We start from the raw sequence: 12,885 nt of genomic DNA on the forward strand, positions 1-12,885 counted from the left end.
TGAAACGCTTAGAGTGGAATTTGACTTTGCACACCAATCACCCAAGAGCGGGGAAGGCCGGGTTCGAAGTATTGTTTAGAAAATTGGTTGATGATGACTGAGCCAACCGTATCTTTGTTGGTTAAGTTGTCCACGCCCACAAAAGCTTCAACACGAGCGGAGCCGATTTGGTAGCGTTGACGAACGCGTGCATTGAGCAAGGTATGGCTAGGGGCCAAAGCATAGTTTGCGCTGGTGGCAGTGTTCGCATCATTGGCCCACATACTCGACCGGTACACCACATCTAAGCCAGCTTCCAAGCCCATCTTGGGTTTTTGGCCTGCTTGCGCAAAACCTTTTTCAGACCACTGTACCGAGGCGAAGAGTTGCTGTTTTGGGATGGCAGGCAGGCTGTTGCCATTAGGTGGGCTGTAGCTTGCGCTGCCAGCTTGGTAAGTGGCATTGATCACTGAAGCCGAAGCTTGTGAACGCCAGTTGGATGTGTGTTGGTTGCGAATCGCCAACTCAAAACCGTCGCGTTTGGTTTGCGCTGCGTTGTCGTAGGCTGTCTTACCGTTAGAAGACAATGCCGCAACGATTTCGTTGGTCGTGTCAATTTGAAACCATGCCGCATCAATTCTTGTGCTTGGTGTTGCCAACCATTTGGAGCCTATCTCTAAGTGCTTGCTGCGGGAAGCTTGCAAATTAGGATTGAACTTTTCAACAAAATTGTTGTTGCTGTCGCGAGAGTAAGCGGCCTCTACCATGGTGGGTGTTTCAAAACCTTTACCTTGGTTGATGTACAGGTTCAGATTGTCTTGTGCATGCCACGTCAGACCCAGTACAGGGCTGGTGGCTTTGTAGGTGACAGAGCCTGAGCCATCTACTGGCGTAGGCAAGTCGTCTCGGCTTTTCAGTGTGACTTCGCTTTGGCGTGCGCCTGTGGTTAAGGTGTAGCGCTCGCTCAAAGACCAGTTGGCTTGTGCAAAGTAGTCGCGGTTGCTGGCTTCATTGAGCTCGTTACGAGTGGGTGCGCCAGATTTTTCCCCGGCTGAAGCAGCGCCTGCCTGGCGCTGTTCTTGCGCGTGATCAATGTCTGTGCCCACAACCCAGTTCATGGATCGGCCATTGAACAAAGAAGTTTTACCATTTGCCTGCAAGCCAAAGCCTTCATATCTGCGTTCAAGTCCTGTCCATGCATTAGTGGCTTGATATTGCAAGTTACTGCGAGTGCCGCCGTAAATTCTGGCTTGTAGTTTGAGGTCACTGCTCACGCGGTGCTCGGCCACAGCACCCACTTGTTCTTGTTTGACGGTTTTACGTGTTCTGCGAGCAAGCGCGTTGGTGCCAGCCTGCGAAGGATCTGATGCTAGTTGTGCAGCGGTTAATCCCAAAGGATCGTTCGCGATGGGCATATCAAAAATATTCACGATGAACTTGAAGCGTGTATCGGGTTTGGCATCAACCGTGATGACGCTGTTGAGTTGCTTGCGTTCAGCCGAGCTGTTGGCCCGATAGCCATCAATTGAGAAGGTGCTGTAGTCAGCCACTAGTCCAACATTGCCAGAGCGTTGGCTGATTTGCCAATCGGTGCGTTGCAATCCAAACGAGCCCGTGTACAAACTCACTTGTGCTTCTGGTTTGTCGCCGGCTTCACGCGTAAAGGTCTGAATCACACCACCGGAAGCATTGCCATACAACTGTGCGAGTGGACCTGTTAGAACTTCCATGCGGTCAGCAGAAGTCATGCTCACGGTCGATGCTTGACCTTGCCCATCAGGCATCGATGCGGGAATGCCATCGGTAATGAGGCGGATGCCGCGCATGCCAAACGCAGCGCGTGACCCAAACCCACGAATTGAAATTTGCACATCTTGTGCATAGTTGTTGCGGTTGAGTGCCACCACGCCTGGTGCGCGGTTAAGCACATCAGAGATGTTGACCTGCGGTCCTGAGTTGCGCAGGGTGTCAGCATCGATGGTGTAAATCGATGCTGGCGCGTCAAATTGTTTTTGTTCCAAACGCCCGCTTTGCACAATGATTTCTTTCAAATCATTGCTGGTGGTTTGCGCATACAGGCCCGAGCTAGGGAAAACGCTGAGGCAAAGGAGCGCGCCGACGGTCAGTGTGTGATGGGGAGTGTTGCTTTTATTAAATTTCATGGTTCGCGCAATTTTCAAAATTCGATGAATCAGTTGTCTCTTAGATTAGTTAGCAAAACCCATTCCACCCAAAAGTGTTCCATTGACGATGGCATCGTTCGTGCTACTTCAGTTCTATTCAAAAACTAGGTGTACCAAGGTTGATCAATTGATAGTTCGTGTGTTGACGCATCTTCTAACAAGCGTGGTGGTGTTTCTCTCAGGGTTGTTCCTGATGAGTGCACATGCGGGGGTGATGACGCGCGAGGCGATGGAGCTGGCGTTCCCAGCTCCGTTGGTGGTGGGCGAGAAAGATCGTGATTTGCCTGTGTGGCCGATTTATCGGCAAGAGCTCACGTCCACCACGATTGCAGCCTATGCCTTTGAATCGCAAGATTTCGCCAGCATTCCCGGCTTTTCAGGCACGCCCTTTAATTTGCTGATTGCGTTGGACCCCAATGGGCAGTTCATGGATGTGCGCGTGCTGTCGCATCACGAACCCGTGTTTTTAGAGGGGTTGGGCGAGAAGCCGTTGTTTGCGTTTGTAGAGCAATACAAAGACTTGTCTTTGAAGCAAAGCATCAAGATCGGTACTGGTCAAAGTAAGAGTGGCAAAGAAACGGGCGCCAATGTCTATATTGATGGCGTGACCAAGGCCACAGCCTCTGTGCGCATCCTGAACCAGACGCTGTTGGCGGCTTCGCTGAAGGTGGCGCGAGCCAAGTTGGGTTACAGCGAAGGGCGCGACCCGGACCAGATCGCCAAAATTCGCCCTGACGTGTTTAAGTCCATGGATTGGGCAGGCTTGCGCAAAGCAGGCTTGATACACCACGCCACATGGAAGAACAGTGACATTGAGAAGGCCTTCAAAGACACCGCCGGTGAAGGGGTAGATGCGGAGGCACTGCAAAACCCAAGCGATTTGTTTGCTGAGTTATATGTTGCACATTTGAGCGTTCCCTCTGTCGGTAAAAACCTGCTGGCAGCTGACAAATGGGCTTACTTGCAGCAGCGTCTTGACCCTGGCGACCATGCCTTGTTGATTTTGGCCAAGGGGCGTTACGCGCTGATGGGCGAAGACTTTGTGCGCGGCACGGTGCCTGATCGTGTGTCGCTGAATCAGCAAAAGTTACCCATCGAAATACGCGATCTAGATTTGGACGTGGCCTTAAATTTACCTCCCGAATTGGCTGATGCGCAATGGTTGGCTGTGCGTGTCATAGCCCCCGCAGGCCTAGATCCCGCACAGGCGTTGAACTACGAACTGCATGTCACGCGAAGCAAGGGCATATTGTTTCCGGAGTTGGTGACCAAGAGTTTTACTATCGCCGCCGAGCTGCCGCACGATTACGTGGAGATGGCTGAATCAGATCAGAAGACATGGCATGGCATTTGGCTAGACCGCTGGTGGGAGCTGGCCGTGTTGCTCAGCGCCTTGGTTGTGTTGGTGTGGGCGCTGCGTGAGCCGCCGTGGCTGGTGCGGCATCCGCAGCGCATGGCCTGGTTTCGTCGTGGTTATTTGTTGTTCACTTTGTGCTTCATCGGCTGGTTCGCGCAGGGGCAGTTGTCTATCGTGAACCTCACTGCGGTGGTGCAGGCCGCAGTGGCGGGGCAGAGCCTTGAGTTTTTCATGTATGACCCCATGACCGTGGTGTTGTGGGTGTTTGTAGTCTTCACCTTTTTTGCGTGGGGCCGTGGCACGTTTTGCGGATGGCTCTGCCCGTTTGGTGCGTTGCAAGAGTTGATCAGCCAAGTGACTAAGCGCTTTGGCTTGTCTTGGCAGAGAGTGCCGCAGCGATGGGACACGCAGCTGAAGAAGGTGAAATACGTGGTGTTGGCAGGTTTGCTGCTGAGTGCGGCGGTGTCTGTGACGTGGACTGATCGATTGGTGGAAATTGAGCCATTCAAAACCAGCATCACGCTTAACTTTGTACGTGCCTGGCCGTTTGTGTTGTGGGCTGTGGCGATGGTGCTGCTGAGTGCGTTTGTTTACAAGGGTTATTGCCGTTATCTGTGCCCCTTGGGTGCAGGCATGGGCGTGTTGGGCAAGCTACGCCGCTGGGATTGGATTGCGCGTCGCAGCGAATGCGGCCAGCCTTGTCAGCGTTGCCGCAACGACTGCGCATATCAGGCCATCGACAAGCAAGGCGCGGTGGATTACGACGAGTGCTTCCAGTGCATGGATTGCGTGGTGATTTACGAGAGTGACAGTTTGTGTGTTCCACGTATTCTGGAAACTCGAGAGCAACGCGCCGTCATTCCAATTCAAGCGGCCGTCGCTGATGTGGCAGACAAGGGGCAGAGATGAAGCGCCGTCAATTTATTCAGTCCAATCTGGGTAGCGGTTTGCTCTTTGCAGCCCATGACGCCGTACAGAGTGCTACGCCTGCCAGTGGCCTTTATTGGAGGGACACCACATTTTCAGGCTTGGGCACGACCCTGTCGATTCGTGCGGCACATGCTGATGCGCAAGCTTTGGCGCTGGCGCTGCAGCGTGCTCGGCAGGTGGTTGCGCATGTAGAAGATGAAATGAGTTTGTTTCGCCCGAACAGCAAGCTTAGCCAACTCAATCAAACCGGCGTGTTGCACCGTCCATCGCCAGAGTTGTTGCACGTGTTGCAACTGAGCCAGCGTGTCGCGCAGCAAAGCCGAGGTGCATTTGATGTGACCGTGCAGCCGCTTTGGCAGCTCTATGCGCAGGCACAGCAAGTAGGCCGATTACCTCGACCTGAGGAGGTGGCCAAGGCGCAGAGATTCGTCGGGTGGCAGCATCTACAAGTTAGCGCGACACAGGTCTCACTGGCCAAGCCCGGGATGGGCGTGTCTTTGAATGGCGTGGCCCAAGGTTATGCCGCAGATTTGGTGCGTGCGAGTTTGAGCCGCGATGGTGTGGCGCATGCCTTGATCAACACGGGAGAGTGGTCATCGATTGGATTGGCCGATGGCCAACGGCCGTGGATTTTGAGCGTGAGCGATCCCCGCGCAGCAGACCAATGGCTGGCACGGGTGGCCATGAACGGTTTGAGCATTGCCACGTCGGCAGATGACCAATGCACCTTCAGTGATGACCGCAAGCACCATCACATCTTTAATCCACACACAGGCTATTCGCCGCTAGACATTGCCAGCGTCACTGTGGCTGCCCCGACCTGTGCGATGGCAGATGCTTTGACCAAGGTGCTATTTGTAGGCGGTTACGAGCGTTCGTTGCAAATTGCCAAGAGCTGGGGCGTGTCGGCACTGGTCGTACAAAAGAATGGGGAATGGAAAGCGTCCCATTCGTTGCCGCGTGTTGCAGGGTCATGATGTGCAACACCAGACTGTTCCAAATGTGAACAGTTGTCACAGTCGTATGTCACATGCAAGGGTTGATATGCCCAGTTTAAGCAAGGGTAATTACTGAGTTTGGGATGGATTCCCGCAATAGATTTCTTGAGTCTCATTAGTGACGAGTTGGCATGTGTATTGCACACACGTTTTGTACGGATAAGTGGGCGTGGAAGAGGCTGCTGGTTCCGCAACGATTCAAGCAACGTGTGCGCACGTTGATTTATTAATTGAAATTACAGGAGAAAAGCTGTGAAAAGAAAACTTCTAAGCGTGCTCGTCATGCTCGCCACGGCGCATGCAACGGCCCAAGTTACTGACGCCATGATTGCCAAAGATGCAGCCGACACAGAGTCTGTGTTGAGCTGGGGTATGGGTACACAAGGTCAGCGCTTCTCGCCCTTGAGCACCATCAACACCAAAAACGTCAACAAACTCGTGCCCGTGTGGTCGATGTCCTTTGGTGGCGAGAAACAGCGCGGCCAAGAATCGCAGCCCTTGGTTCACAAAGGCAAGATGTTTGTCACGGCTTCTTATTCCCGCATTTTTGCGGTGGATGTGAAAACAGGTCAAAAGCTTTGGAAATACGAACACCGTCTGCCAGAAGGCATCATGCCTTGCTGCGACGTGATTAACCGTGGCGCTGCGCTGTATGACAACTTGGTGATCTTTGGTACCTTGGATGCACAGTTGGTGGCCTTGGATCAAAACACCGGCAAAGTGGTGTGGCGCGAAAAAATTGAAGACTACACCGCAGGCTACAGCTACACAGCGGCACCTCTGATCGCTGAAGGCATGTTGCTCACCGGCGTTTCAGGTGGCGAGTTTGGTGTGGTGGGTCGTGTGGATGCGCGCGATCCAAAGACCGGCAAGTTGCTGTGGACACGTCCGACCGTTGAAGGCCACATGGGCTACAAAGACGGCAAAGAAAACGGCATTAGTGGCACAACCAACGCCACATGGCCCGGCGAGACATGGAAGACCGGTGGTGCTTCTACTTGGTTGGGCGGTTCATATGACGCATCCACTGGCTTGGCTTACTTCGGTACAGGCAACCCCGGTCCATGGAATAGCCACGTGCGTAAAGGCGACAACTTGTATTCATCGTCCACCGTGGCGATCGATGTCAAGACTGGCAAGATTGCATGGAGCTACCAAAACACGCCCAACGACGCTTGGGACTTTGATGGTGTGAACGAGTTTGTGACCTTTGACATGGACGGCAAGCGCGTCGGTGGCAAGGCTGACCGCAACGGCTTCTTCTACGTGAACGATGCCAAGACCGGTAAGCTCATCAATGCTTTCCCATTCGTCAAGAAGGTCACATGGGCTTCAAGCATTGACATCAAAACAGGTCGCCCAGTGTTTGATCCAGCCAATCGCCCTGGCGATCCAACAGCAAGTTCTGACGGCAAAAAAGGCTCATCGGTATTTGCAGCACCCGGCTTCTTGGGTGGCAAGAACCAAATGCCAATGGCTTACAGCCCCAAGAGTCAACTGTTCTATGTGCCTACCAACGAATGGGGCATGGACATTTGGAACGAGCCAATCAGCTATAAAAAAGGCGCTGCCTACTTGGGCGCAGGCTTCACGATGAAGCCATTGTTTGACGATCACATTGGCTCCTTGCGTGCCATCGATCCTAAGACAGGCAAAGTGGCTTGGGAAGTTAAGAACAACGCGCCTTTGTGGGGCGGTGTGCTGACAACCGCTGGCGACTTGGTGTTCTGGGGTACGCCTGAGGGTTACCTTAAAGCAGCCGACGCCAAGACTGGCAAAGTCTTGTGGCAGTTCCAAACTGGCTCTGGCGTGGTGGCTCCTCCCATTACTTGGAACGATGGCACTGACCAATATGTGAGCGTTGTCTCTGGTTGGGGTGGTGCTGTGCCTCTGTGGGGCGGTGAAGTTGCCAAGAAGGTCAACTTCCTCGAGCAGGGTGGTTCTGTTTGGACATTCAAACTGCCATCGTCAACCAACGTAGCTTCAAAGTAATGACCTAACCAGTTATTGCGTTGATCCATGAAGGGGTTTTAGATGGCGCAAGCCCTCTGAAGCCCCTTTTTAATCAAGGTGAACTTTATGAAAAAAATCACACTCTTTTTGATGATGGCCTGTGGGCATCTGGCATATGCATCGCCTGCATTGAGTGCCAAAGAAACGGCAGCTGCCGCTGACTTGGCCAAGAGCAATGGTTGCTTAAGTTGTCATGCCATGGACGAAAAAATTGTTGGTCCTGCTTATTCAAAAATAGCCGCCAAATACAGTGACGACAAAGATGCAGCTGCATCTCTCGCTCAGTCCATCCGCAACGGCTCATCTGGCAAGTGGGGGCGTATTCCTATGCCTGCACACGGCAATATGAATCAAGAAGATATCAACCTCTTGGCGCGCTGGGTGTTGACCATCAAAGGTAAGTGATGCCCTACAAAGCCTGGGTGCGGATATGCCTCGCCATGCTGTGGGGCAGTATCTTGGCATCGAGTGCGCTGGCGCAAGACAGTGATCGTCAAGACTGGTTGCGCAACCCTGCCATGGGCAATTACAAGGCCTATGCAGAATTCAAAATGACACACTACGCCAAGGCCCGTGAGGTATGGGAAACCTTGGCAGAGGTGGGCAACGGCGACGCCTTGTTTAACTTAGGTGTGATGGCCGAAGATGGCTTGGGTGAACCTCGCAATATGGCCAAAGCCGAAGCGCTCTATGTGAGCGCAGCAAATGGCAATAACTTCAAAGCTCAATACAGACTTGGCCTGCTTTACAGCACAGGTGGGCTATTGGCCAAAGACGCGACTAAAGCGCGTGTGTATCTCACCCTGGCTTCCCAGCATGGTGACAAAGATGCAGCATCGTTGTTAGCGCAACTCAGCGATCCATCACAAGCACCCACGCCACTTCAACAAGCAGATTTACTCAGTGCACAAGGGCAGCACATGCAAGCGGCCAAGCTTTACAGCGCTCTTGCTGATAAAGAGGATGCCACAGCACAAACCCGTTTGGCTTGGATGTACGAGGCAGGCCGTGGCGTTTCACAAGACTTGAGTGAAGCCGCGCGACGCTTTGAGATTGCCGCCAACGCAGGTCATGCAGAAGCGCAGTATGCGTTGGCAGTGATGTTGCGCACGGGGCGCGGCCGAATGCGTGACGATGCGCAAAGCTTGGTATGGCTCAAACGTTCTGCCGCGCAAAACTATCCTTCTGCAGTGGCAGCGGCGCATTCTTTGCATGACCTATGAAATGATTTTCATATTGTGACAAGTTGGAGCATGTGTGTCCTTGCGGAACACAACACTGTGACAAGACGACACGAAATCACTGAGATAGGCCTGGTACAGCTCTTGCGAAATCAGAAATACCCGAGAGGGAAATTCTTGATGTTCAAAAAATGGAGATGACATGATTTACGCAAACCCAGGCGCAGCCGGTGCAAAAGTGCAATACAAGGCTCACTACGACAACTTCATTGGAGGCAAGTTTGTCGCCCCAGTCGAAGGCCAATACTTTGATGTGATCACACCTATCACGGGCAAGGTGTACACCAAAGCTGCGCGTTCAGGTGCAAAAGACATCGAGTTGGCATTGGACGCTGCACACAAAGCAGCTGATGCATGGGGTAAAACATCGCCAACAGATCGCGCGAACATCTTGCTCAAGATTGCAGACCGCATCGAAGCCAATCTCGAAATGTTGGCTTATGCAGAAACTGTAGACAACGGCAAAGCTATTCGCGAAACACTCAATGCCGATATTCCATTGACAGTGGACCACTTCCGTTACTTCGCTGGCTGCGTACGTGCCCAAGAAGGCGCACTGTCTGACATCGACGAAAACACCGTGGCTTACCACTACCACGAGCCTCTGGGTGTGGTTGGTCAAATCATCCCTTGGAACTTCCCCATTTTGATGGCCGCATGGAAATTGGCCCCAGCCTTGGGCGCTGGCAACTGCGTGGTGTTGAAGCCCGCTGAATCCACACCAATTTCTATCTTGGTGTTGGCTGAGCTCATCGCCGATCTGTTGCCGCCCGGCGTGTTGAACATTGTCAACGGCTATGGCCGCGAAGCTGGAATGCCATTGGCTACCAGCACACGCATTGCCAAAATCGCGTTCACAGGCTCAACCACTACAGGTCGCGTGATTGCACAAGCCGCAGCTAATAACTTGATTCCAGCCACCTTGGAGTTGGGTGGTAAGTCGCCCAACATCTTCTTTGCCGACATCATGGACAAGGACGATGGTTTCTTTGATAAAGCCATTGAAGGCTTGGTGCTGTTTGCATTCAACCAAGGTGAGGTGTGCACATGTCCATCACGCGCCTTGATTCAAGAGAGCATCTATGACAAGTTCATGGAGCGCGTGCTGAAGCGCGTGGCCGCCATCAAGCACCAAAACCCATTGGATACGGATAGCATGATGGGAGCGCAGGCTTCTAAAGAGCAGCTGACCAAAATCTTGTCATACCTCGACTTGGGCAAGCAAGAAGGCGCGGAAGTTTTGGCCGGTGGCGCACAAGCCCATCTGGGTGGTGACCTCGAAGGCGGCTACTACGTGCAGCCGACGCTGTTCAAAGGCCACAACAAAATGCGCATCTTCCAAGAAGAGATTTTTGGTCCTGTGTTGGCTGTGACCACATTCAAAGACGAAGCAGAAGCCTTGGCCATCGCCAACGACACGCTCTACGGTTTGGGTGCAGGTGTGTGGAGCCGTAACGGCAACGTGGCTTACCGTATGGGCCGTGCCATCAAAGCGGGCCGTGTGTGGACCAATTGCTACCACGCCTACCCAGCACATGCAGCTTTCGGTGGCTACAAAGAGTCAGGCATTGGCCGTGAAACACACAAAGTCATGCTCGACCACTACCAACAAACCAAAAACTTGTTGGTCAGCTATAGCGAAAGCAAGTTGGGCTTTTTCTAAATCCAACGCCTAAGGGTAAGGGTTGCGCGTGGCGAGGAATTGCCACGCGCTTTTTGCATAGGAGCACACGATGGTCGAAAAAGTAGTGGCAACCCCAGCTGCATTAGAGCTGGTGGATTTCTTAAAGAAGAAACACGGTACGTTGATGTTTCATCAGTCCGGCGGTTGTTGTGATAACAGTGCTGCCAACTGTTACTTGCCAGGCGAAATTACGATGGGTGCAGGTGATGTGTTTTTAGGACGGATTGGTGAGTGCGATTTCTACATTGGCCGCAATCAATACCAAACCTGGAAGCACACGCAACTCATCATTGATGTGATTGAAGGCACTGGCGGAACCTTTTCATTAGAAGGGCCAGAGGGCAAAGCCTTTCACACGCGTTCTCGCGTATTCACGCAAGAAGAGCTAGATGAGTTGGCTGCAGAGGAAGCGCAGGCGTCGCAAAAGTCCTGAGGTTATGCCGCTGATCAGTGCCATGCCGCGTCAGGCAGCAGGTGCTTTTTGCGATAAATCGTGTTGCGCGAGACGCCCAAAAGTTTTGCGGCGGCAGATACATTGCCTTTGGATGTCCGTAATGCTTGAACGATGGCGTCAATGGCCACATTTTCTAGAGTGAAAGCTTGCGTGGGGTGCGTTGTAAACGTAGGTGTTGACGCTTGTGGTTGAACTGGTGAAGCCACGGGCTCAAGCGGCTCGATACGAGCTTGTAGCGGTGCGATTTGTTGAATTTCAGATAAGAAATCATCAGGCAAATGGTGCATCTGAATGTCACCTTCGCATTCGGCCATGACCACGGCAGTGCGCAGCAAGTTGTAAAGCTGTCGGAAGTTGCCAGGCCAAGCATAGCGATGAAATACCTCCATGACATCTGGAGAGATGCCAATGAGTTTGTCGGCGCTGCATAAGCTTGCCAAGATCTTCTTGGTCACCACATCTAAGTCTTTGCGGTCTCGCAAAGCGGGTAACTTAACCACGAGGCCGTTGAGTCGGTAGTACAAATCCTCTCTGAATGTGCCGTTGGCGATCATTTCTTTGAGATTTTTGTTGGTGGCGCAGACGACAGTGACATCGACATCAACTTCACGGCCTGAGCCTAGTGGGTTGACTTTGCGCTCTTGCAGCACGCGCAACAAGCGGGCTTGCAGGTGCAAAGGCATATCGCCAATTTCGTCCAAGAACAAAGTGCCTTCGTGGGCAAACAAAATTTTGCCTGTTGAGCCTTTACGCTTGGCGCCAGTGAACGCACCTTCTTCGTAGCCAAACAGTTCTGATTCGATGAGGTTTTCAGGAATAGAGGCGCAATTCACAGACACAAAGTTTTTATGGCTGCGCGTGGAGTCGTTGTGGATCGCTTGAGCCAACAAGTCTTTGCCCGTGCCAGTCTCTCCCAAAATCATGATGGGAATGTCGCGCCCTTGAATGATGCGAAGTTTTTGCACAACGGACGCAACTTGTGGATCTCCAGTGTCCAGATAGCGCAAGCTGGAGAGAGGGATCTTTTCTTCCTTTCGTCTCTTATAAGCAGGATTGGGCTGTTTCAAGTCGCCGCCTAGATGTGACAGTTGTGAAATAGTGCTGTTGAATTTAAGTTCACTTTTGCAACATACGCTCACGCCATCGTGCAGACACAGACGAAAGTGTTGACCATTGGCAGATCGTGCATGGTCAAAAAACTGCGAAATGCCAATGCCAAAAAGCGATGAGAACGTGTGTGCACGAAGCGCGTTGATGGACATCCCGAATTGGAATTGAGCGCTGCGGTTGGCAGATAAGAAACGACCGTCGGTCGTGAAAACAGCAATGCCTTCAACGATCGTGCCAATGAACTCTGGGCGCGCATGAAAGTGGATGCGCACCTCGGTGGGGAACACGTCAGCAAACATATGATTTTCAATCATCTGCGCCGACATGCGTGCCAAGGCCATGGTGTGCTGGTGATAGCTGCGGTAGTCACCCGTCACGTCAAGGGCTCCAATGACATCGCCGTGAGGGTCAAGAATGGGCGTGCAAGAACAGGTAAGGAATTGATTCGCTTGGAGAAAATGCTGACTGCCATGTACAACCAGCGCTTGGCCTTCTTTCAATGCTGTGCCTATGGCATTGGTACCTTTGCTCTTTTCGGACCAATCTACGCCTGGCGCTAAGGCAACTTGCGATGCCTTTTCTAAAAAGTCAGCATCACCAAGCGAGTGAAGAATTGTTCCTGTGCGGGTGGTCAACAGCACCATGCTATGCGTGTTGGCAATTTGTTCGTACAGCGTTTCCATGACGGGTGCTGCATGCTGGTACAAAAAGTGGTTTTCTTCTAGCAACGTGTCTACGCAACATAAGGTCGTGCCACTGTAGTCTGGGCTGTATGTTGGGGTTAGCCCGTAGTTTCGTGAGCGTTCTTGTGACGACGCAATGATGGCGGCATGTTCAGGGCTGTTGTACGAGGCACTTTGCGGGTAGGCCTGCATCACGCCACGGGTCGAAGGTTGACTGGTATTCATGATTTAAAACCCGTGAAGTGCGGCTGGC

At 52.5% G+C, this 12,885-nt stretch carries 9 protein-coding genes; 7 read left to right on the plus strand and 2 right to left on the minus strand.

Annotated features, from left to right (window positions below; translation table 11 throughout):
- Positions 1–8: 8 nt before the first annotated feature.
- Complete coding sequence (locus C5F52_RS22045; RefSeq protein WP_104800510.1) at positions 9–2,141, minus strand: TonB-dependent receptor; 2,133 nt, start codon at positions 2,139–2,141, stop codon at positions 9–11.
- Positions 2,142–2,355: 214 nt separating this feature from the next.
- Here C5F52_RS22045 and C5F52_RS22050 point away from each other — a divergent pair, with 214 nt between their 5' ends.
- The 7 genes from C5F52_RS22050 to C5F52_RS22080 all read left to right on the plus strand — a co-directional run bounded on the left by C5F52_RS22050 (position 2,356) and on the right by C5F52_RS22080 (position 10,818).
- A complete protein-coding gene (locus C5F52_RS22050) occupies positions 2,356–4,428 on the plus strand; it encodes a 4Fe-4S binding protein (RefSeq protein ID WP_236657964.1) in 2,073 nt (690 codons plus the stop codon).
- The gene (locus tag C5F52_RS22055; RefSeq protein WP_104800512.1) at positions 4,425–5,426 is read left to right on the plus strand and encodes an FAD:protein FMN transferase; all 1,002 of its coding nucleotides are present in this window, start codon (positions 4,425–4,427) and stop codon (positions 5,424–5,426) included. Before C5F52_RS22050 ends, C5F52_RS22055 begins: the two co-directional genes overlap by 4 nt.
- Positions 5,427–5,729: 303 nt before the next feature.
- Complete coding sequence (locus C5F52_RS22060; RefSeq protein WP_104800513.1) at positions 5,730–7,439, plus strand: PQQ-dependent methanol/ethanol family dehydrogenase; 1,710 nt, start codon at positions 5,730–5,732, stop codon at positions 7,437–7,439.
- A gap of 87 nt (positions 7,440–7,526) precedes the next feature.
- Positions 7,527–7,865, plus strand: coding sequence for a c-type cytochrome (locus C5F52_RS22065; RefSeq protein WP_104800514.1), 339 nt, complete (start codon positions 7,527–7,529; stop codon positions 7,863–7,865).
- Entirely contained in the window at positions 7,865–8,683 is an 819-nt protein-coding gene (locus tag C5F52_RS22070) for a tetratricopeptide repeat protein (protein WP_104800515.1), read from the plus strand. The genes C5F52_RS22065 and C5F52_RS22070 overlap by 1 nt, the downstream gene beginning before the upstream one ends.
- 160 nt (positions 8,684–8,843) lie before the next feature.
- Entirely contained in the window at positions 8,844–10,364 is a 1,521-nt protein-coding gene (adh, locus tag C5F52_RS22075; RefSeq protein ID WP_104800516.1) for an aldehyde dehydrogenase, read from the plus strand.
- 70 nt (positions 10,365–10,434) lie between these two features.
- A complete protein-coding gene (locus C5F52_RS22080; protein ID WP_104800517.1) occupies positions 10,435–10,818 on the plus strand; it encodes a DUF779 domain-containing protein in 384 nt (127 codons plus the stop codon).
- 14 nt (positions 10,819–10,832) lie between these two features.
- On the opposite strand, the gene C5F52_RS22085 is transcribed toward C5F52_RS22080, so the two are convergent.
- Positions 10,833–12,857, minus strand: coding sequence for a sigma-54-dependent Fis family transcriptional regulator (locus C5F52_RS22085; protein ID WP_104800518.1), 2,025 nt, complete (start codon positions 12,855–12,857; stop codon positions 10,833–10,835).
- Positions 12,858–12,885: the final 28 nt, after the last annotated feature.

The organism is Limnohabitans sp. TS-CS-82, assembly GCF_002943475.1.